The organism is Aeromonas sp. S2(2024) (genome assembly GCF_041402505.1).
In the GTDB taxonomy this organism is placed as follows: domain Bacteria; phylum Pseudomonadota; class Gammaproteobacteria; order Enterobacterales; family Aeromonadaceae; genus Aeromonas; species Aeromonas media.
Genome location: NZ_JBGLRL010000005.1, coordinates 35423 through 57495, shown reverse-complemented (window position 1 = coordinate 57495; position 22073 = coordinate 35423). Strand labels below are relative to the sequence as shown.

17 protein-coding genes are annotated in these 22073 nt (G+C 64.8%); 2 read left to right on the top strand and 15 right to left on the bottom strand.

What is annotated here, in order from left to right; translation table 11 throughout:
* Positions 1-31: 31 nt before the first annotated feature.
* Together ACB039_RS07250 and ACB039_RS07245 are read right to left on the bottom strand one after the other, a co-directional pair.
* The gene (locus ACB039_RS07250) at positions 32-679 is read right to left on the bottom strand and encodes an HAD family hydrolase (protein WP_371165458.1); all 648 of its coding nucleotides are present in this window, start codon (positions 677-679) and stop codon (positions 32-34) included.
* A complete protein-coding gene (locus ACB039_RS07245; protein WP_371165392.1) occupies positions 679-1323 on the bottom strand; it encodes a TIGR01621 family pseudouridine synthase in 645 nt (214 codons plus the stop codon). Before ACB039_RS07245 ends, ACB039_RS07250 begins: the two co-directional genes overlap by 1 nt.
* A gap of 87 nt (positions 1324-1410) precedes the next feature.
* Between ACB039_RS07245 and ACB039_RS07240 the strand changes: the two genes are divergently transcribed.
* Complete coding sequence (locus tag ACB039_RS07240; RefSeq protein WP_371165391.1) at positions 1411-3003, top strand: ABC transporter substrate-binding protein; 1593 nt, start codon at positions 1411-1413, stop codon at positions 3001-3003.
* 95 nt (positions 3004-3098) lie between these two features.
* Here the strand turns inward: ACB039_RS07240 and ACB039_RS07235 are convergent, their stop codons facing one another.
* From ACB039_RS07235 to ACB039_RS07225, 3 genes are all read right to left on the bottom strand, one after another.
* Positions 3099-4652 (bottom strand): methyl-accepting chemotaxis protein, encoded by a 1554-nt coding sequence (locus ACB039_RS07235; protein ID WP_371165390.1) that lies wholly within the window; start codon positions 4650-4652, stop codon positions 3099-3101.
* Positions 4653-4773: 121 nt separating this feature from the next.
* The gene (locus ACB039_RS07230) at positions 4774-6432 is read right to left on the bottom strand and encodes a fatty acid--CoA ligase (protein ID WP_226172459.1); all 1659 of its coding nucleotides are present in this window, start codon (positions 6430-6432) and stop codon (positions 4774-4776) included.
* A gap of 59 nt (positions 6433-6491) precedes the next feature.
* The gene (locus tag ACB039_RS07225; protein ID WP_226172458.1) at positions 6492-7076 is read right to left on the bottom strand and encodes an alpha/beta hydrolase; all 585 of its coding nucleotides are present in this window, start codon (positions 7074-7076) and stop codon (positions 6492-6494) included.
* Positions 7077-7392: 316 nt separating this feature from the next.
* Here ACB039_RS07225 and ACB039_RS07220 point away from each other — a divergent pair, with 316 nt between their 5' ends.
* Positions 7393-8439, top strand: a complete 1047-nt coding sequence (locus tag ACB039_RS07220) for an AraC family transcriptional regulator (RefSeq protein WP_005329527.1) — start codon at positions 7393-7395, stop codon at positions 8437-8439.
* Between the two features lie 84 nt (positions 8440-8523).
* Here ACB039_RS07220 and ACB039_RS07215 read toward each other — a convergent pair whose 3' ends face one another.
* From ACB039_RS07215 to ACB039_RS07170, 10 genes are all read right to left on the bottom strand, one after another.
* A complete protein-coding gene (locus ACB039_RS07215; RefSeq protein ID WP_317842426.1) occupies positions 8524-11022 on the bottom strand; it encodes an MMPL family transporter in 2499 nt (832 codons plus the stop codon).
* Between the two features lie 69 nt (positions 11023-11091).
* Entirely contained in the window at positions 11092-12153 is a 1062-nt protein-coding gene (locus tag ACB039_RS07210) for a YCF48-related protein (RefSeq protein ID WP_317842425.1), read from the bottom strand.
* Positions 12154-12240: 87 nt separating this feature from the next.
* Positions 12241-13599, bottom strand: coding sequence for a DUF1329 domain-containing protein (locus ACB039_RS07205; protein ID WP_268421589.1), 1359 nt, complete (start codon positions 13597-13599; stop codon positions 12241-12243).
* Positions 13600-13627: 28 nt separating this feature from the next.
* On the bottom strand, positions 13628-15523 hold the full coding sequence (locus ACB039_RS07200) for a DUF1302 domain-containing protein (protein ID WP_317842424.1): 1896 nt from the start codon (positions 15521-15523) through the stop codon (positions 13628-13630).
* A 463-nt stretch (positions 15524-15986) separates the two neighbouring features.
* Positions 15987-16616 (bottom strand): CoA transferase subunit B, encoded by a 630-nt coding sequence (locus ACB039_RS07195; RefSeq protein WP_182788552.1) that lies wholly within the window; start codon positions 16614-16616, stop codon positions 15987-15989.
* 2 nt (positions 16617-16618) lie between these two features.
* The gene (locus ACB039_RS07190) at positions 16619-17314 is read right to left on the bottom strand and encodes a CoA transferase subunit A (RefSeq protein ID WP_005329499.1); all 696 of its coding nucleotides are present in this window, start codon (positions 17312-17314) and stop codon (positions 16619-16621) included.
* A gap of 144 nt (positions 17315-17458) precedes the next feature.
* Entirely contained in the window at positions 17459-18484 is a 1026-nt protein-coding gene (locus ACB039_RS07185) for a YeiH family protein (RefSeq protein ID WP_171268889.1), read from the bottom strand.
* Positions 18472-19452 (bottom strand): DsbA family protein, encoded by a 981-nt coding sequence (locus tag ACB039_RS07180; protein ID WP_371165389.1) that lies wholly within the window; start codon positions 19450-19452, stop codon positions 18472-18474. Before ACB039_RS07180 ends, ACB039_RS07185 begins: the two co-directional genes overlap by 13 nt.
* Positions 19449-20771: an MFS transporter gene (locus ACB039_RS07175; protein WP_371165388.1), complete on the bottom strand. Its 1323-nt coding sequence runs from the start codon at positions 20769-20771 to the stop codon at positions 19449-19451. The genes ACB039_RS07180 and ACB039_RS07175 overlap by 4 nt, the downstream gene beginning before the upstream one ends.
* Before the next feature lie 189 nt (positions 20772-20960).
* A complete protein-coding gene (locus ACB039_RS07170) occupies positions 20961-22010 on the bottom strand; it encodes a 3-keto-5-aminohexanoate cleavage protein (RefSeq protein ID WP_042648403.1) in 1050 nt (349 codons plus the stop codon).
* Positions 22011-22073: the final 63 nt, after the last annotated feature.

Here is a 22073-nt window from a genome sequence, read left to right as displayed (position 1 = left end):
CACGGCGCACCGCAAGGCTGTCAGCTTTGCCTTACAGCTGCCAGTTTTTCACCTCGAGATGGGGCAGGCTGACCCTGGCCTGTTGCAGCCGGCGGGCGCTGGGATTGATGAGCCAGGCCTCCTCCCCCAGTGCCAGCAGCGGCAGATCATGCAGGCTGTCACTCAAGGCCAGCGTGGCGCCGAGGGCGCGGATCCCGGGCAGGATCTTGTGCCGGCCGTGGCAGTAAAAGCGCGGCACCAGGCCGCCGAGACGATAGTGCATTCGCGAACCGATGATGCGATGGGGCAGCCTTGGCAGTTGCCGATGGAGCTGTGCCCGGACCAGGGCGCGGGGGCTGGCGGAAAGCACCCAGCAACGGTGCCCTTCGGCCAGCAGCAGGGCGCGTGCCTCCCGAAACAACCCCGGCCGGGTGTGGCAATAGGCCCGTACCAGCTGGCGCCAGCCGAGCGGCGAGAGCCCCAGGGTGATGGCCCACCAGATAAGCGAGATCCCCTGACGCCGCAGGCTGGGCACCAGATACACCAGGCCACCCAGTGCGATCACCGGCAGCAGCAGCAGTGGCCAAAGCCGGCGGCGCAGGATGAAGCGCAGCAGGCCGGCGTGACTGTCCCCCGGCGCCAGGGTGTCGTCAAAGTCGGCCAGGATCCAGCCCGAGCCGGGCGCCGCGCGGGAGGCCATCACTCGCTCAATCCAGCGATGGCGGCGTGCAACTCGGGCAGGAGGAACAGCGCCCCCTCATCCGGTGGGCAGACGAGATCGAAAACCTCCCCTGCCAGGGTAAACTGCAGGCGCCAGGCGTGCAGGTAGCCGCGATCGGCGACCGTGCCACCGTAGCGCGTGTCCCCGAGGATGGGGGCACCAATGCTCTTGAGGGCGACCCGGATCTGGTGGGTCTTGCCGGTCTGGGGCTTGATGCGATAGAGCCGCAGCCCCTCCCGCACCGCCACCGAATCGAACCAGCTGATGGCCGGGTTCTGCTGGGTGCGGGCCAGCATCCAGCTGCCGCCACGCCCTTTTTCCATGTCTCCCTTGACCCAGCCCTGCTTCTTCTTCGGCTTGCGATCGGAGAGGGCCAGATACTGCTTGCTCACCTCCCGGGCGGCAAAGGCCATGCTGAGGGCCCGGTTAGCCTCCGGGGTGCGCGCCAGCAGCACCAGCCCCGAGGTCATTTTGTCGAGGCGATGGACAGGATAGAGTTCGAGGCCGGTATCCATCTTGACCCGATTGACGAGCCCGGGCTCACCGCCCTCGTCATGCATGCCAAGGCCTGGACCCTTGTTGATCACCATGAAATCTTTGTGCTGCAACTGTATCCGGTACATCTATAACCCTTTAGAATGTGATTTGTTAACAAGTTGAATGCGGGCCTGCTGGCCACCCCATGGATCCTCAGCACAAGAATCGCACGGATGACGAGATACCTGTTTTGGCTGCTATTGCTTGGCGCCAGTTACGCTTTCCCTGTCCAGGCAAGTGACCGTCCCCATGAACCTCCGGATCGGGTCGTCTTGCAATTGCGCTGGCTGCATCAACCCCAGTTCGTCGGCTACCACATGGCCAAGGCCAAGGGGTTTTACGCCGAGGCCGGACTGGACGTCGAGATAAGACCCGGCGGCAAGGGCATAAGCCCGGTCCAGGAAGTACTCAGCGGTCGCGCCGACTTTGGCGTCGGCAACACCGAGGTGCTGACCGGCTACGCCAATGGCGAACCCCTGCTGGCCCTTGCCAGCGTCTATCAGCACTCCCCGTCCATCTTCCTGGCCCGTCGCGACAGCGGCATTCTCACCGTTGCGGACATGCGTGGCAAACGGATCATGATGTTCCCCGGCCACCAGGACGCCGAGCTGCTCGCCACCCTCTACTATCAGGGGCTGCACGAACGCCAGCTCATCCCGGTGCCGACCTCGGTCAACGTCGACGATCTGATCGCCGGCAAGATAGACATCTTCAACGCCTACCTGAGCAACGAGCCTTTCTACCTGGAAGAGCGCGGCGTCTCGGTCTCCGTCATCAATCCCCGCAACTACGGCATCGATTTTTACAGCGACATCCTGTTCACCACTCAGGACGAGGAGCACACCAACCCGGATCGGGTGGCGCGGTTTCGGGCCGCGAGCCTCAAGGGGTGGCGCTACGCCCTCGCCCACCCGGCCGAGGCCATCGACCTGCTGCGCAAGGAGTATGGCGTCAACCGCAGCCAGGCCCACATGGAGTACGAGCTGCAGATGAGCAAGGAGATGATACAGCCGCTCTATGTGGAGATCGGGTATATGAATCCGGATCGCTTCGCCCACATCATGCAGCAACTGGTCGAAATAGGGCTGGTTCCAAAGCCGGTGCCACTGACCCGTTTTCTCTATCAGGCCCCCTCCGAGCAGTGGATCTTCTGGCGCCCCTGGTTCTTGCTGAGCCTGGGGGTCGGCAGCATCATACTGCTGCTCGCTCTCTATCTGCTCGCCAACAACAAGCGACTCTACCGGGAGGTGGCCCTGCGCAAGCAGCGGGAGCAGGAGATACTGCTGTTGGCCAGGCGCGATCCCCTCACCGGATTGCCCAATCGCCTGAACCTGATGGAGCAGTTGAAAGCACAGGTAAAGAGCGACAGCCCCGGCTGCCTGCTGTTCTGTGATCTCGATGACTTCAAGCGCATCAATGACAACTTTGGCCACAGCCAGGGGGATGCGCTCCTCTGCCAGCTGGCTCAGCGGATCAACGATGCCATCGGCCATCACCGTTTTTTCGCTCGCCTGGCGGGAGATGAGTTCATTCTGCTGTTACCCGGCTACAACACCCATCAGGCAGAGGAGGTCACCGAGGTGATCCGGCAGGCCATGGAGGCCCCGTTCGTGGTCAATGGCCAGCCCATGCAGGTCGGGATCAGCATCGGGGTCAGTCACTACCAGAGCGGCTGGAGCCCGGAGCAATGGCTCATCCAGGCGGACAGGGCCATGTATTGCGACAAGAACGGCGGCTTCATTGCGCTGGCGGAGCAATCCAGCTGACAGTGCCATCAACGGCGGGGCCACCCACAGCGCCCATGCAATAAGGCCACCCCAGGGTGGCCTTATTGTCATCTTGTGTTTGCTCGAGGCGGACGTCAGCCGAAGGTCTGCCCCAGGGATTTGAGCTGGCGCGCCTTGGTGAGCAGAATGTCGCTTGAGGCATCCATGTCGTGCATCTTGTTGCTGTTGGTGTGGGAGTGCTGGGAGATGGCGTTGACGTTTCGGCTGATGTCCTCCACCACCGCCTGCTGCTGCTCGGCCGCCGCCGAGATCTGGGTCGACAGATCCACTACCCGCTCTATCTCCGTCAACACCTGATGCAGGCTCTGTGACCCCTGCCGGGTCAGGGTCACACAGGACTGGGTCTGCTCCAGATTCTGTTGCATCATCCCCTTCCAGCCATTCAGGGTACGCTGGATCTGCCCTATGCTGCCCTGGATCTGCTCGGTCGCCTTGTGGGTACGGGTAGAGAGGGTACGCACCTCGTCAGCCACCACGGCGAAACCACGCCCCTGCTCCCCTGCCCGGGCCGCCTCGATGGCGGCGTTGAGGGCCAGCAGATTGGTCTGATCCGCGATGCCCTGGATCTCGCTCATCAGCACCCCGATGCGATCCGACTCCTCCGCCAGCGCCACCGCCGCCGTGAAGGCGTGTTCGGCCTGGGTAGCCAGCTCGGTGACCCTGTGCTGGGTATCCTTCAGCTGCTGATCGGTATGCTGGCAGTGCACCTTGGCTTGGGCAATCTGGTTGTCGGTCTCCTGGATGTTGCGGGCTATCTCATGGGCCGTCGCCGCCATCTCGGTGATGGCGGTCGCCACCTGCTGGGTCTGGATGTCCTGCTCGGCGATGTCGGCGCTCGCCTCGCTGGAGGCCGTCTTGAGATGGACCGCCAGATCCTGCAGGGAGAGGGTCGCATCGTCCACCCGCCCGAGCACTGTGCGGATCCTGGCCTGCAGCAGCTTGATGTGGAAATCGGCGATGGCGCTGGGTTCATCCCCCGAGTAGATGAGCCGGGTCAGGCTGTCGTACTCCTCGGCCAGCTGTTGCAGATAGCGGGGGGTGGTGATGATGGCGTGGCGATAGAGGAGGCCAAGCCACAAAAGGGGCAGCAGCATAAACAAGGCCCCCAAGGGCCCGGTCAGATAGGCACCCGCCGCCAGCATCGACAGGAGCCCGGCGATGGCCAGCCCATGGCGCACGGGGCGCAGGCTCAGGCCCGCCTTGCGATCCCCCTGCTCCACCGCCCTCAATCTCCCGTAGGTTGCGGCGGCGACGGCCTTCATCGCGGGCTCGGCCCGATTGCGTACCGACTGATAACCGCTTATCCGCCCCTGCTCGAAGATGGGGGTGACATAGGCGTCGACCCAGTAGTAGCGACCATCCTTGCAGCGGTTCTTCACCATGCCGCGCCAGGGTTTGCCCTGCTTGAGCTTGCCCCAGAGATCGGCAAAGGCTGCCTTGGGCATGTCGGGATGACGCACCATGTTGTGGTGCTGACCTATCATCTCGGCCCTGCTGTATCCCGCAACCCGGCAGAAGTGATCATTGGCATAAGTAATGACCCCCTGCAGATCCGTGGTGGAGACCAACTGTTCATTGGACGGAAAATCCACCTCTTCATCAACGAGATGAATCTGGGTTCTGTTCATGGCGCACGCCTCTTGTGTGATAACTCAGTGAGCGTAGTCAAGCCATGGCGGCCAGGCCAACGCGGCCCCTCAGGCAGTGGGGATGGCTGAGAGGCCTTCCTCTGAATCTATGACGGCGCCCTCAGTTCTCAGCCACCGGACGGCATTCACGCTCCCGGATCAGCTTCTTGTTCACCTTGCCGACACTGGTCTTGGGGATCTCCTGCACGATGCGGATCTGGCGTGGAATGGCCCAGCGATTGATGCGGCCGCTGTCGACGAACCCCTGCAGGTGGGTCTTGATGGCCTGCGCATCCAGATGCGATCCCTCCTTGCCGACCACCAGGGCCAGGGGCCGCTCTCCCCACTGCGCATCCGGCACCCCGATCACGGCCACCGCATGGACGGCGGCATGGGCGCTGATGAGACTCTCCAGCGCGAGGGAGCTTATCCACTCTCCCCCGGTCTTGATCACATCCTTGATGCGATCCTTGATCTCGACCGTGCCGTTCGGGGTGATCGAGGCCATGTCCCCCGTGTGCAGCCAGCCCCCCTGCCAGAGCTCTGCCCCCTTGTCCGGCTCTTTCAGGTAGCCCTGGGCCAGCCAGGGAGCACGCACCACTATCTCCCCCATGGTCTGGCCATCGTGAGCCAGCGCCCGGCCCTCCTCATCGATGATGCGCAAGTCCACCAGCCCGATGGGCTTGCCGGTGCGGATCCGCAGCGGCAGTTGCTCGGCCATGGGCAGCGCCAGCTCCGCCTCGGTCAGGTGCACCACGCACAGCAGCGGGCAGGTCTCCGACATGCCGTAACCGGCGTGCACCAGGATCCCCTGTCGATGGGCCTGGGTCGCCAGTCCGAGCGGCAGCGCACTGCCCCCCAGCAGCATCTTCCACCCCTCGAACGAGGTCTGTCTGGCCTCCTCGCAGTCGAGGATCATCTGCAAGATGGTCGGCACACAGTGGGAGAAACTCACCCCCTCGTCGCGGTAGAGCCGCACCAGCTTGTCTGGCTCGTAACGTCCCGGATAGACCTGCTTCACCCCCAGCATGGTCGCCACATAAGGGACGCCCCAGGCATGGACGTGAAACATGGGGGTGATCGGCATGTAGACGTCGTCGGAGCGCAGCAACGACTGGCCCGCATGGGCCGCCAGGGTGCCCAGTTCATTCAGGGTGTGCAGCACCAGCTGACGGTGGCTGAAGTAGACCCCCTTGGGATCCCCCGTGGTACCCGTGGTGTAGAACAGGGTCGCCACCGAATTTTCATCGAAGTCGGGGAAGTCGAACTGGTCGTCCGCCCCCGCCAACAGGGTCTCGTACTCTCCGAGCAGCGGCAGACCGGTGGAAGGCGACTCCCCATCGGTCAGCCGGATATAGCCGCGCACCGTGGGCAGCTTGTCCTTGATGCTGTCCATCATGGGCAGAAAGTCGTCATGGACCAGCACCAGATGATCCTCGGCGTGGTGCATGGTGAAGGCGATCTGCTCCGGCGAGAGACGCACATTCACCGTGTGCAGCACGGCGCCTGTCATGGGCACGGCGAAGAAGCACTCGAGGGAGCGATGACTGTCCCAGTCCAGCAGGGCGACCGTGTCCCCCGGCCCTATGCCCGAGGCCGTCAGCAGGTTGGCGAGACGGTGGATCCGCTGATTGAGGGTGCGATAGTCATAGCGCAGCCGATCTGCGTAGACGATCTCCCGGTCCGGGTGTTGGCGCACCCCGGATAGCAGCAGGCTCTTGATCAGCAGCGGATAAGCATGGGCTCCCTGGGCTGGCGGTATGATCCTTGTCTTCACCATACGGACTCCTTCCGATTCGTGTTTGGGCGCAGGGAGGCATCCCTCCCCTCGCAATGGGGTTAGCGGGCGTCGAGACGCCCGAGCAAGGCTTCGGCCTGGGGCCAGGGACCAAATCCGCTCGCCGGGTTGAGGTGTCCCACCGCCCCGGCATCCACCAGCTCGCTGCCCCAGTCCAGGGCCAGGGCACGCACCGCCTCCGGGCTCGCCAGGGGGTCGTTGTGGCTCATCACCACCAGGCTCGGGAACGGCAGCTTCATGCGCGGTAGCGGGTGCCAGCCCCCGGCCTGCATGGCGTGGGAACTCGGATAATGGGATGGCCAGCTGGCGTCCAGATCCGGTGGCGTTACCAGCAGGGCGCCACGGATGGAATGGCGACACCGGGTTGCGCCCTGTTGCGCCACCCAGTGAGCCACCATCAGCACCCCGGCGCTGTGAGCCACCAGGATCACCGGGCCGTCGATGCGCTCCAGCGTCTGTGCGATGGCCTCGACCCTGGCCTGGCAGCTCAGCGTGTCAGAGCCTAAAGGCGGCACTGTCACCACCTTCTCAAGCCCCTCGGCGAGCAGAGTCTGCCAATGGTCTGCCACATGCCCACGCAGGCCGGGCACGATCAATACGGTGGCCTCGGGTTGAAATGCCTTCATCTCTCTTCCCCTGTTCAGGCGCTCCGGCGACGGCCGGATGACATCAAGACCACAGTAAGGTGCCAGCTCCCCGGCTGCTTTACCTTGGATGCCATGAAGTTGTCTTTATATGACAGGAGCCGGGTGACCTGAGGATCAGAGGTCTGTGCAGAACGGGACTCGAAAGACCATGAAGTTGGTTGACGGACAGGGTCATCACATGACACCCGAGACTAACAGATCAGTTAATAAGCACTTTCCAACTTGTAAATGAAATGATAAAAACCAGTTAACAACAAGCAACCAGCAGATGAGCTGTCGCCATGGAAATTGCATCATGACCCTCCTTGCCAGAGCCGCCACCCTCACCAATTATCTCGACATCGCCCGCCAGCTGGGCCTCAATACCCCCAACCTGTTGTCGCAAGCCGGCCTCAGCGCCTCCATTCTGGATGTGCCCAACCAGCGCATCCCCGTCTCCACCATCGTCAACCTGCTCGAGCTGTCCGCCCGGACCGGGAACTGCCAGAGCCTGGGCCTGCGCATGGCGGAGCATCGTCAGCTGTCGGACTTTGGCGAGGTAAGCCTGCTGCTGAGCTACCAGCCCAACCTGCGCGAGGCCTTGCAGGTCATAGTCCAGTACATTCACCTGTTCAATAATGCCCTGGCCATCTTCATCGAGGAGGCGGGCAAGGCGGTGATCATTCGCGAGGAGATCATCACCGACGCCCCCATGCCGTCGCGCCAGGCCACCGAGCTCGCGGTCGGCGTCATGTATCGCTTCTGTGCGGCCCAGGTCGGGGTCGGCGCCAACTGGCATCCCATCAGCGTCAACTTCACCCATGATGCGCCGGCGGACCTCGCCATCCACAAGCGACTGTTCGGCTGCAAGCTGGAGTTTGGCAGCGAGTTCAACGGCATCGTCTGTCACGCCGCCGATCTGGACATTCCGAATCCCCTGGCCAACCAGGCCATGGCCCGCCATGCCCGCCAGTACCTCGACACCCTGCTGGTGGAGACCCAGCAATCCCTGCTGACCGACGTACGCAAGGCCGTCTACCTGCTGCTGCCCATGGGGCGCGCCACCATAGAGCAGATCGCCCGCACCCTGGGGATGAACGTGCGCACCCTGCAGCGCCATCTGGAAGAGAGCGGCGCCACCTTCAGCGAACTGGTCAACGACGTTCGCCGGGATCTGGTGATGCGTTATCTGCAAAACTCCGGCTACTCCCTCGGCCACATCGCCGACATGCTGGGCTACTCCATGCCCAGCTCCTTCACCCGCTGGTTCAACGCCCAGTTCGGCATGCCGCCGGCCACCTGGCGCTCCCGCCACAAGGGCGTGGTGGCGCAACCCGCACGCGCCGGCCTCGCCTACGGCTGAGACTGCTGAGCATTGGCCAGACGAGAGCAGGGAGGCATCCAGCCTCCCTGCTCTTTTTCTCCTTCTGCATGTTCTGTCGTCTTGCTAGCTGGCGTCGGCGCCCACCGGGGTGCAGGGCTTGCCGCCCTCTTGAACATCCCCCTCCCGGTATGCACGGGTCGCTGCCGCCCCGGTACCGGACAGCAGGAAGTAGGAGAGCGCCGGCACCCCGATCAGGGCCCCCAGCATGTTCCACAGGAACATGAAGGTGAGCAGTATGCCCATGTCGGCCTGGAACTTGATGGGAGACCAGATCCAGCCCACCACACCGGCGGCCAGGGTGATCCCCACCAGCCCCACCACCCGGCCGGTGAAGGCCACGGCCTGGCGATAAGCGTCCACCAGTGACATGCCCTGGCGCTGATGGTGCAGTTGCACGCTCAGCAGGTAGAGCGCGTAGTCCACTCCGATGCCGACCCCGAGCGCAATAACCGGCAGGGTCGCCACCTTGACGCCGATCCCCATGAATACCATCAGCGCCTCGCACAGCACCGAGGTAAGCATGAGGGGCACCAGCGCCACCACGGTCGCCCGCCAGCTGCGAAAGGTGATGAGGCAGAACAGGGTCACCGCCAGATAGACGTAAAGTAACATGGTGCGGTTGGCCTCATGCACCACCATGTTGGTGGCGGCCTCGATGCCGGCACTGCCCGCGGCGAGCAGGAACTGGCGATCCGCGGTGCCGTTCTCCTCGGCAAACCGCTCGGCGATGGCCACCACGCCGCTCAGGGTCTCGGCCTTGTGATCCTTCAAGTACGCGATCACCGGCATCAGGGAGCAGTCGGTGTTGAACAACTCCGGGGTGTTCACCGAGGCCTGCTGGGCGGCATAGTTCAGCACGTTCTGGTTACGCTGGAGGCTGGCGAGCCTGGGGTTGCCCTCATAGGTGCCGGCGGTGATCTGACGCACCGCGTTGACCAGCGAGCTGGTGGCCTGTACGCCGGGATGCTGCTGCAGCTCCCACCCCAGGCGATCGGCCAGGATCAGGGTCCGGTAGTCGAGGCACCCCTCCGGCGCCGTCTTGATCATGACGGCAAAGAGATCGCTCGAGAGGGCGTAGTGGCCGGTGATGTAGGCGTTGTCCCTGTTGTAGCGGGAATCCGCGCGCAGCTCGGGGGCCCCGCTGTCCAGATCGCCCACTTTCAGGTTCAGGCTCACCAGGTAGCCGCCTATTCCCATGGCCAGACCCAGCAGAACCACAACGGTGGCCCACTTGCGCTCGGTGCAGCGATCCAGCAGCGCCCAGAGTCTGCCGAACCCCTGGTTGGCGGCGGCGTGGGTCTCTATCCTGAGCGCTCGCTCGGCCGCCTTGCGGCCCACCCCCACATAGGAGAGGGCTACCGGCATCAGCAGCAGGGAGGTGAAGATGAGCACGGCCACCCCGATGCTGGCGGTGATGGCGAGATCCTGAATGACCGGGATGTCGATCAGCATCAGCACGGCGAAGCCCACCGCGTCGGCGAGCAGCGCCGTGACCCCGGCCAGGAAGAGGCGGCGGAAGGTATAGCGCGCCGCTATCTGGCGGTGGGTGCCACGGGCGATGTCCTGCATGATGCCGTTCATCTTCTGGGCCGCGTGGGAGACCCCGATGGCGAAGATGAGGAAGGGCACCAGCACCGAGTAGGGATCGATGGCGTACCCCAGCCAGGCGACCAGCCCAAGCTGCCACACCACGGCGATGAGCGAGCAGCCCACCACCAGCAGGGTACTGCGCACGCAGCGGGTGTAGAGGAAGATGATGACGAGCGAGGTGACTACCGCCAGGGCGAAGAAGAGGATCACCTGAATGAGGCCATCGATGAGATCCCCCACCAGCTTGGCAAAACCGATCACCCGGATCTTGTACTGACCCGTCCCCTCCTCCCCCGCCTGGTGCGGCTTGCCGTCAAATTCAATCTGGCTGCGCAGCTGCTCGATGCGCTGGGAAAAGGCATGGTAATCGAGGGGCTTGCCGGTGGCCGATGCCTTGTCCAGCAGGGGCACGATCAGCATGCTGGACTTGAAGTCGCTCGCCACCAGGCTGCCGACGATGCCGGCCCGGTTGATGTTCTGGCGCAGTTGCTCGATGTCGGCTGGCTTGCCCTGATAGGCATCCGGCATCACGGGCCCGCCCTGGAACCCCTCCTCGGTCACCTCGGTCCAGCGCACCGCCGGGCTCCACAGGGACTTCATCCAGGCCCGGTCGACCCCTTCCGTCAGGAACAGCTCGTCATTGACCCGTTTAAGTACGCCGAGATAGTCGGGGTCGAAGATGTCCCCCCGGGTATTCTCCACCACCACCCGCACCGAGTTGCCGAGGCCACGCAGGGAGTCCCGGTTCTCCAGGAAGTTTTTGATGTAGGGCTGGCTCTGGGGGATCATCTTCTCGAAGCTGGGTGCCAGCGCCAGGCGGGTCGTCCCCATGTAGCCAAACACCAGGGTCGCCAGTGTCATCAATAACATGAACAGGGCTCTATGATTGAACACCAGCCGCTCCAGCAGGTTGCCGGAGTGCCTGTCGAACTGTGCCAACTCGCGGATCACCGGCATTGCATCTTGCTTCACATGGCCCATCTCTGGATCCTCGTTATCGTTATGGGGCCGTCATCCGGTGACGACCTGCTTTCACACACGTTATTTGGCCGCAGTCGGCATGCGCACCCCGCGGCTGCCCACCAGCGCCAGGGTGCCATCGGCGGTCAGGGCGGCGCCCGCCACCGGCGATGGCTCGGCCTGGGGCAGCAGCGTGAGCGGCTCGTTGCCACGCTGGAGCAGCATGTGACCGGCCTGGGTAAACAGGCGGAACTGGCCATCGGCCCCCTGCATCGCGGTGCTGATGCTGATGGGCAGCGGACTGGCCAGCCGTACCCAGTGCTGGCCGTCATCCGTGCTGCGATAGGCATGGCCGCGCAGCCCGTAGATCAGCAGCTCGCCGGGTCGGCCGATGAGGCCGAAGAAGCTACCGTCATAGGGACTTGGCAAGGAGACGAAGCGCTGCGTCCCCGAGTCCCACTTGCGCAGCAGGCCCTGCTCACCCACGAGATAGAGGTCGTCACCGGCCCGGGCGATGGCATTGAGGTGCAGCCCCTGGGGGTTGTCGGTGCGATCCTGCAGCGGCGTCCAGCTTTGGCCACCATCCTGGGTGCGCAGTATCAGGTTGAAGACCCCGACCACGTAGCCGACCCTGTCATCCTGGAACCAGACGTCGAGCAGCGGCTTGTCGGCCCCCTCCTCCACCAGGCGCTGGCCCTCCGCCACCCATTGCGGCCACTGCGCGCTGTCCGGCTCGGTACGGGCCAGCGCCGTGTAATGACGCAAGACCAGTTCCCCGATCTGGCGGCCATCCAGCTGTTTTTGCCAGCTGGTGCCGCCATCCTGGCTGTGCAGCACCACGCCATCCCCCCCCACCGCCCAGCCCTGCTCGGGAGTGGGGAAGACGACGGCGTTCAGATCCGAACTCACCGGCACCCTGGCCTGCTGCCAGCCCTTGCCTTCGTCGTCGGAGTAGAGGATGTGACCCCGCTGCCCCACCGCCACCAGCCGCGACCCGGCACGGGTCAGATCCAGCAGAGGGCTGTGCCGGGCCAGGGCGCTCGGCTTGGCTGGCAGATCCAGCACGTCGATGTATTCAGACGCCAGCACGGCACCCTGCATCAGCAGGGCGCAGCACAGCACCAACTTGTTGAATGAACCCATACGTCCTTGTCTCCACATGCGCCGGGGACGCCGGCACGAACAGCCGGGAGCCGGGCTCGCCTGCGGCGAGCCTGGTTCCCGTCAGCGTCAGCGGATCCCCGCCCCGGCCAGAGACTCCGGCGACCACTTCGCCTTCGACAGGGAGGTGCCGTACTTGATGCCGCCGTAGGGACCCACCACGCCGTTGATGTTGTAGCTGCCCGCCACCAAGTCATAGATCATGAAGGGCGTCGCATCCGGAGTCTCCTTGTCGTAGCTCTGGCTCAGGAAGGCAAAGGAGCCACGATAGAGCTGACCACGGGCGTCGTACTGATCGGAGGCCAGCGCCACCCAGCTGTCTTCGTCCAGGTAGAAGCGACGCTTGGCATAGATGTGGCGCTCCCCGGCCTTGAGGCTGCCCTCCACCACCCAGACCCTGTGTTTCTCCCAGCGCACGTGATCCGGTGACAGGAAGTTCGGGGTGGTCAGGGCACTGGCATCGGGCTGATAGGTCAGTCGATAGGTGTTGTAGGGCACGATCATCTCCTGCTTGCCCACCAGCTTCCAGTCGAAGCGGTCCAGCGCGCCGTTGAACACGAACACATCGTCATAGGTGCCCGCCCCCGAGGTGCCCGGGTTCGGGGTGTCATAGGCCAGGTTCGGCGCCAGCTTGACCCGGCGCTGCCCCGGCAGGTACTGCCAGGCCTTGCGCGGCTGCTCCAGGGGGTTGGCGGCATCGCGCAGCATGATGGCCTCGCCGGCGCGCCGGGCCGGCCCCGTGTAATGGAGCTTCATCTGGTAGTAGGTGTCTTTGGCCGAGATGGGCTTGGTCATGTCCTCGTAGATGGCGTAGTTGATGAAGGCCTGCCCCGTGGTGGAGAGGGCCGCGACCCCGGCAGAATCGACGTTCCAGGAGTCGTACTTGGTGGCGATGTTCACCCCCTGGTAGCGCAGCAGGAAGTTCCACATCGCCTCGGCCCCGCTCTTGGGGATCGGGAAGGGAATGCCCGGCAACACCTTGTCCACCGCCATGCCCCCCGCCAGGGTGGTGGCGTTCAGCGCGTTCTGCTTGGTGTTATCCAGCACCGCCTGGGGCAGCGCCACGCTGCGATGGGTCGGATAAACGTCCACCCGGAAGTCCGGGAAGCGCTTGAGCAGCTCCGCCGTAGTGGCGGTCAGCGCCCCCTGGTATTGCGCCGCGTTCTTGCCGGTGATCACCTGCAGCGGCTGCTCGCCCGCATAAGGATCCGGGCGCATGCTGTCACCGGCCTTGAAGCCGGCGGGGGGCGTGGTCAGCCCCCCGCTGTAGGCAGGGATGCTGCCGTCGGCATTGGCGGCCGCGTCGGCACCCACCTGGGTCAGGCTGGTGCCGAGCTGCTGTGCTTCACTGCTGGAGACGGCGGCCAGCGCCTGGCCTGCGAGGGCCAGGGTGAGGGCGGCGGTCAGCATGGTCTTGTTGAATGTCATATCTCGTTCTCCGACTCGGTCGCTTGACTCAGTAAGTGGTCTTCAGGGTCAGGTAGAGGGCACCTCTGTCTTCCGTAGTGGCACCGCCACCGGAGAAAGAGGCGTAACCACCGGCATAACAGGTGTTGCGCTGGGCGCCATCGAGGGCGTTGGGCGTGGTGCCATCCTCGGCACCGTCATTGCACTCGGCAGACTCGCCAAAGGAGTCCACGTATTTCAGATCGACGAAGTACTGGTTGTAGAGGGTGGCGCCGAGGCCCACCGCGTAACTCCCGGTATCTTTCGCCCCGCCCGCCTGGACCGGAGAGATCCCCGCCAGCCCCCAGTTCACCGAGAGCGGCATGCTCATGTCGACACCCGGCAAGACCTGGTACCAGATCGGCGTGAAGTTGACCGCCAGCCCCCAGTTATCGCGGGTCGGCTTGTCGATGCCGGTGTAGCTGTCCTCCCCCTTGTAGAGCGCCTTGTTGTGGTCATCCAGGCTCAGCAGGTTGCTGTAGTAGAGCTCGCCGAGCAGGGCGGCCCCGTCGAACAGCGCCGTGTCGGCGATGGTCATCAGGCCGTTGAGGGTCCAGTGCAGGGTATCGCCGGTGGCGCCATAGCCATCGGAGTCATCGGTGATCACCCCGGTGTCGGCATTGCGGGGAGGCAGGGCGCCCAGGCCGGCGGCCAGCCCGCCCGGGCCCGGGGCGCTGAGCAGGGCCGGGATGCTGGAGAGCGGCATCTTGTGGCGGTAGTTCAGATCGCTGCCGACGCTGACCCCGGCCACGTCCTTGGAGAGGCTCAGGCCGAAGATGTCGATGTCGTCGCCATAGGCCATGGAGTAGCTGGTGGTCGAGATCGAATTGCGCAGGTTGAGGATCGGGTTGGCGGTGGCACCACGGACACTGAGGCCACGGGCATCGAGCACCGCCTGGGGCAGGATGTCGGCGGTGCGGCGGTAGAAGGCCCCCAGGGTCGCATCCAGCACCTCGGGGGACCACTTGGCCATGATGCCCCAGTCGCCGTGCTTGCCCGGCTCGATGTCATCCCCCCGGCGAATGTTGCTGAGGGTGCCGCTCGGTCCGGCGAGGCCCTGCCCGCCGGTGTGGCCCAGCAGGAAGGACTGGGCACCGAAGCCCACCAGATCGGAGCTGCCATAATAGGTGCCGGCTTCCGGCAGGCGGGCGGCGTTCCAGTCCAGGAAATACTGGGCGGCGAAGGTCCATTCCGGGTTCAGGGTGAAGGAGGCGGAAACCTGGTTGCGGGGCACGAACAGCTCTTTCGCTTCCGTCCCCGGGGAGGCCGCCAGCTTCGCGAGATCGAGCCCCGACTGGCCATAGCTGAGGGCGTGTACCGGGCTCAGCAGGGTTTCTCCCCAGTAGAGGTTGTGCTGCCCTATCTTGACCCCGAGCAGGGACTCGTCACCCAGCTCCATGTTGTGGAACACGAAGGCGTCGAGCAGCTCGCCGGAGGGGCCATGGTAATAGCGGTCGGCATAGTCGCTCAGATGACGGTTGCCCGCCACCGGGGGCTGCCCGACGATGCCGGAGCTGGCGCTGTTGCCGTTGATGAAGGGGTTCTCGTCAGCGCCGACGTCACGATAGGCGTAGTCATACCAGCTGGCGGCGCTGATGCGAAAGCCAGTGTTGCCCTTGTTCACCACGTCCAGCTCGGTCAGCAGATCGAAGCGGGTGGTGACGGTATCGCCGGCATCCTTGAAGTTGTAATCCCCATCGTTGTTGTTCGGGGTGGCGAGCATCCGCTCGTCGGCACTCTCGGTGCGCACGCCGTAGTTGAACTTGCCGGTGTTGTCGAAGCGAACGGACCACTCTTCGCTTCCGGTATCGACTTCGACCGCCTGAACGGTGGGCATGAGGACGGCCGCAATGGCCGTCGCCAGCAGGCTGAGGCGCAGGACGCCGCAACCATGACTCGTGTGCATGTAATCCATTACAGTCTCTCCGAGTGTCGTCATCTGATTTAGTTGTTGTTATCTGTTTGCTCGCCGTTTCCGTTGGCTTTGCATTGATGCAAGCGAGATGACCTGGCTGATGGCGCACCACCTTGTTTGGCACTCGAGGATGCAGCTCTGTTTTTGCATCGGCCCCGGGGTGTCGCTCACGCTGATGAGCTCGGTTTTTCTCTCTTGTGTGCCGACTGTAAGGCCTCCCCCCGGGGCCACGCTTGCCATTGAACGTCAGCCACTTTTCATTTGATGACAGCGCCGGCGGAGGATGGCAAAGGGCGCCCAAAGCGGTGCCAGACAACCCCGATTACGGGCCTGTTTGCCTGTCTGGCGGGATGGGCAGGATGCGTGGGGAAGAGTCAGGACGAAGGGGAGACGGGTGTCAGACATAAAAACGGCGGGGAAAGGCCAGGCCCCCTCCCCACCGACAGTCCGACGATCAGCGCGCGATGGCGCAGCCGGTGGCGGCCTGCAGCGCCTCGAACTCGATGCCGGGGGCCAGCTCCACCAGGCGAAGGCCGGTGGGGGTCACGTCCAGCACGGCGAGATCGCTGATGATGCGATCCACCACGCCGACCCCGGTCAGCGGCAGGGAGCACCACTCCAGTATCTTGTGCTCTCCGTTCTTGGCGCAGTGCTCCATCAGCACCACCACCCGCTTGACGCCGGCCACCAGATCCATGGCGCCCCCCATGCCCTTGACCATCTTGCCCGGGATCATCCAGTTCGCGAGATCGCCGCGCTCTGAGACCTGCATGGCCCCGAGCAGGGCCAGGTTGATGTGGCCGCCGCGGATCATGGCAAAACTCTCGGCGCTGTCGAAGAAGCTGCTGCCGGGCAATGTGGTGATGGTCTGCTTGCCGGCGTTGATGAGATCGGGATCGAGCTCCTCTTCGCCGGGGAAGGGGCCGATGCCGAGCAGGCCGTTCTCGCTCTGCAGCCACACCTCCATGCCGTCCGGGATGTAGTTGGCCACCAGGGTCGGCAGGCCGATCCCCAGGTTGACGTAGAAGCCGTCCTGCAGCTCCTTTGCGGCGCGCTGCGCCATCTCTTCACGGGTCCAGGCCATCGTCAGCTCCTCACTGTCCGCACTTCGATGCGTTTCTCGGGATGGGGGTTCAGCACCAGCCGCTGCACATAGATGCCGGGCAGGTGGATCTCGTCGGGGCCCAGCTCGCCGACCTCGACTATCTCCTCCACCTCGGCCACGCAGATCCGTCCCGCCTTGGCGCAGAGCGGGTTGAAGTTACGCGCGGTCTTGTTGAACATCAGGTTGCCCGCCCGATCCGCTCTGGCCCCCTTGATGAGGGCCAGGTCCGCCGTCAGGGCGTGCTCCATCACATACCACTCGCCGTCGAACTGGCGGGTCTCCTTGCCTTCCGCAATCAGGGTGCCGTAACCGGTGCGGGTGAAGAAGGCGGGGATGCCGGCGCCGCCGGCCCGCAGCTTCTCCGCCAGCGTCCCCTGGGGGGTGAACTCCAGCTCAAGCTCCCCCGCGAGGTACTGGCGCTCGAACTCCTTGTTGCCCCCCACGTAGGAGGAGATCATCTTCCTGATCTGGCGGCTATGGAGCAGCGGCCCGAGGCCGAACTCATCCACCCCGCAATTGTTGCTGATGATGGTGAAGCCGCGCTTGCCGCTCTGGCGCAGCGCCTCGATAAGCTGTTCGGGAATGCCGCACAGGCCGAAGCCCCCCGAGGCGATGGTGATATCGTCCTGCACCAGATCGCCAAGGGCGGCCTGGGCGCTGGGATAAACCTTGTTCATAAATACCTCTCTGCTCTCTGGCTAGTCCGTTGGCCACGGGGGCGTTTGCTCTTCTTCAATGACGGGGCGTCTTGATTGGACCTGTCTCCCCGCCCCTCCCAGCCCCCTGTGAGAGGAGGACCAGGGTCGGGGTTTCTCCGTACGTTATGGCTTGATGCCCCAATGCATCAGGGTCAGCACCAGGGCGACCAGGAAGGCGGTCTCCCCCACCATCAGCAGGATGGGCTTGATGCCGACGGCCGCCAGCTCTTTCAGCTGGGTTTTCATGCCGATGGCGGCGATGGCGATCACCAGGCACCAGCGCGACAGCTCGTTGACCCCTCCCTGAACCATGGCGGGCACCAGGCCTGTGCTGTTGATGCAGGCCAGCACCAGGAAGCCGACGGCGAACAGCGGCAGCAGGGGCGGACGCTTGCCGGAGGCAGGATCCGCCCCCTGCCTGCGGGTGATCATGGCGGCGACGACGATCACCGGCAGCAGCATGGCGACCCGCATCAGCTTGACCACGGTGGCCACATCCCCGGTCTCGGTGGACATGCTGTAGCCGGCTCCCACCACCTGGGCAACGTCGTGGATGGTGGCGCCGAGGAAGACCCCGGCCTCCACCGGTGTCAGCTCGAAATAGCGGGCGATCATGGGGTAGAGGATCATCGCCAGGGTCGAGAGCACCGAGACCCCGATCACGGTGAACAGGGTGGCTCGCTCCTTCTGGGGATGGCTCGGCAGGGAGGCGGCCAGGGCCAGGGCGGCGGAGGCGCCACAGATGGCGGTAGCCCCGCCGGTCAGCATGCCAAACAGGCGCTGGAAGCCCATCGCCTTGGCGGCGACCACCGACAGGCCTATGGTGACCACCACCAGGGTGACCACCAGCAACACCGGCATCCAGCCCAGCTCGGCGATCTGGCCCAGGGTGATGCGCATGCCGAGCAGGGCGACCCCGATGCGTAGCACGCTGCGCGCGGTGAATTCGATGCCGGCCTTGCAGGTCCCCTCGGCGCTGAGGAAGTTCAACCCCATGCCGAGCAGCAGGGCGAACAGCAGCACGGGAGCCCCGTAGTGTTCGGACAGGAAGGTGGCGGCGGCCGCCACCGTGATGCTGACCGCCATGCCGGGGGCCAGCTCGCGTACCCGCGAGAAACGGGCAGTGGCGGTGGGGTTCAACGCGTGCATGAAGCGGCGTCCTCTTGTGGAATGACGATATGGAGCTGGTCACCCGCCCGCTCGACCGGGTAACAGTTGACTCTGAGCTGGGTGGAGCCCAGCAGATAGCCGGTGTTCAGGTTGAAGCGCAGGCCGTGGGCACAGCACTGGATCACCTCCCCCTCCAGCCGGCCGCCGCACAGGGACGCCCCCTGATGGGGACAGCCGTCATCGATGGCGTGGAAACGGCCATCGACGTTGAACAGCACCAGGCTCTTGCCCTCAGCCTCGATGAGGATCCGCTTGCCCGGCGCAGGCACCCGTTCGGCAGGCACCGCAATCCGTGTCGCCGACGTCCGGGCCGCCGCCGCGACGGCCTGGCGCAGGCTGGCGAGCAGGCGCTCCACCGGCTGGGCTCCGGAGAGGACCCGTCCTCCCAGCACGAAGCTCGGAACCCCCTGGCTGGCGGCCCCCTCGGCGGTGCCAAGGAAGGGGGTACCATCCCCCTGCAGGCTGCTCACCAGCTCGGCGGACGAGAAACCGGCCGCCTCGGCCAGCCCCAGCAGGGTACTGCCATCCCCCAGATCCCCACCGTGCAGGAAGTGGCTGGCGAACAGGGACTCCAGCAACGCCTCGCACTGGGACGGGCTGCCGAGCTGGCAGGCCCGTTGCCACAGGCGGTGGGCATCGGCGGTGTTCGGCATGCGGGGGATCTTGCCAAAGTCCAGCTCTACGCCGACGCTGGCCGCCGCCTGTCGCACCTGGGCCTGACGCAGGCTCATCCCCTGCTCGCTGCCAAGGCGCCGCAGATAGAAATCGTGAAACGCCTCCCCCTGCACCGGCAGCGCGGGCAGCAGCTGCACCCCGCGCCAGCTCACGGCAACCTGCACCTCGGGCTGCGCCACCCGCAACTGGGCCAGCGCCTGATCCAGCTGACGCTTGCCGATGAGACACCAGGGACAGATGAAATCGAAATAGACCTCGATGCTGAGCGTCATGCCCTCACCTCGCTGCCCTGGGGGCCGGTGGTGACCAGGCGGGCGTCACCTTCGAGCCTGGCCACATCCTTGTGGTAGTGGCGCTTGCCGTAGAAGAAGACCACCGCCGCCGCGACACTGATGAGGGGCACCAGCTGGAAGGCGTTGTCCAGACCGATGTGGTCTGACACCTTGCCGGTGATGAAGGGACCGGGCGCGAGGCCAAGCAGGTTGTTGGCCAGCGTCAGGGTCGCGAAGGCGGTGCCGTGGATGCTGGCGTGGGTCAGGTTCGCCACCATGGCACCGGCGGGGCCGGAGGTGCCGGTGGCGATGAACATTCCCAGACCGATCAGCAGCAGCTGGGGCAACCCGGCCGGCAGGGCAAACGCCAGGGAGAGCAGGGCACAGCTGCCGAGGCAGTAGGCGATGGCGAGGCTTATCTTGCGATCCGGCCGGTTGCGGCACAGCCGATCGCTCAGCATGCCGCAGAGGATCATGCCGGCCCCGCTGCACAGCACTATGATGGCGGCCATGAGCCCCGCCTTGTCCGTGTCCAGTCCGTAGTAACGGTTGAAATAGCTCGGCATCCAGACGATGACGGTGCCACCGACGAACAGTTGCAGACCACTGCCCACATAGGCCGAGATCACCGAGCGGCTGGAGTAGAGGCTGCGCAGGGGATTGCGACCCGCCTCCGTGTTCCCCCGTGCCGCCCGGCTGGTCTGGGAGATCCGCGCCTCCTTGACGATGAGGGGATAGAGGGCCGCCAGCACCAGACCGAACAGCGCCATGCCGGCGAAGGCCCAGCGCCAGCCGAGGAAATGCGCCAGCACGCCCCCGGTGGCCATGCCGAGCACGGAGCCGAACATGCCGCCGGAGATGAAGGCGCCGGAGAGGGTGGCCCGCATCTCCCGCGGGAACACCGAGACCACCACGGCGATGCCGACGCTGCCGTAGGCGGCCTCCCCCACCCCCACCAGGAAGCGGGCGATGAACATCTGCTCATAGTCCTGAGCCAGGGCGCAGCCCAGGGTCGCCAGGCTCCAGAGCGCGGCCATCATGGCCAGGCTCTTGACCCGGCCGAACCTGTCGGCGAGCAGGGAGAGCGGAAAGGTCAAGAGGCCGACCATCAGCGCCACTATGCCACTGAGCAGCCCCAGTTGGGTGTCGGAGAGCGCCCACTCCCCCTTGAGCATGGGGAAGACGGCGTTGAGCACCTGGCGCGACATGTAATCTGAGATGAGCAGACCGAAGGTCAGCGCAAACACTATCCAGGCATAACGACGGGGCACGGCAACCTTGCCGGCCTGGGGGTCGTCATCGATATGATACGTAGCCATACAATCCCTCGTGCTACTTCAAGTTGGGCAGGATCCCGGTCAGGGCACCGGTGGCCGGAGCCACCGGGCACCCACTACTGATGCATCGCTCAGTTTTGCTGGGTGCTGCATAGTGCAAGGGCTGCCGCCCTTTGGCAAACAGAGTTGACGGGTCGCGGTGCGGGTTTTTCATACCGCGACCCATCTGGCTCAGCGCTGCGGCACACCGAGCTGGCCAGGGACGCGGTTCGGCGCCATGCCATTGGCCAGCAGGGTCTCCTCGATGCTGTCGTACTGCACGCCGATGCGGTAGATGGCGCGGGCCTCCTTGCCATTGGCCACCTCGCGCCCCAGCTCGTGGGCGACGCGCACGCACTGGCGGATCTGCTCCACCGAGCTCATGCGCTGACCGTGCTGGCCTATGATGGTGTCCTCGATGCCGCAGCGGGGGTGCAACCCCATGGCCATGGCCATCATGTTGAACGGCAGCACGTTTTTCAGCAGAGACTCGGCGGTGACGCAGGCACCGTCCGGCGCACGATGGACGAAGTTCATGAAGTTGAACGGGTTGGGGCCGTCGAAGCCGCCGCCGATGCCGATCCAGGTGAGGTTCAGCGGGCCCATGTAGACCCCCTTGCGCACCAGGCGCTCCAGGGTCTCGAGGGCGTGCATGCCGGTCAGCTGGAAGTGAGGCTGGATGCCGCTGGCCATCAGGCGCTTGAGGTGCTCCGCCACCCAGGCCGGGCCGGCCGGCACCGTCATCTCGCTGTAGGCGGCCTGGTAGGCCGGGTTCGCCAGCGACGTGCCTGCCAGGTACTCCGGATAGAGCAGCTCCATAATGTTCATCTGGGTGGTGTTGATGGCCACCGTGACCTGATCCGGTTTCGGGGTCAGCTCCGCCAGCATGTGGCGGGTGTCATCGGAGAGCCACTTGGCCGCCTCCCCCTCGCCTTCCGGGGCGAAGGAGATGGAGCCGCCGACCTGGATGATCATGTCCGGCACCGCCTTGCGTACCCCAGCGATCAGCTCGTTGAATTTGGACAGGCGCTTGGAGCCGGTGCCGTCCAGCTCGCGCACGTGCAGGTGCAGCACGGTGGCACCGGCCTCGTAGCACTCCACCGCCTTCTGGACTTGCTCCTCCATGGTCACCGGGATGTCTTCCGGGAAGTCGCCCGGCGCCCACTCAGGGCCATAGGGGGCCACGGTGATGACCACCTTCTCCATGTTTTCCGGGTGCAGGGAATCGTCAAAAAATTGCATCTGTTTCTCTCCTTGAGGTGAAGCTGTGCCCGGACGATCCACTCGCCCGGGCATCGTTGATCA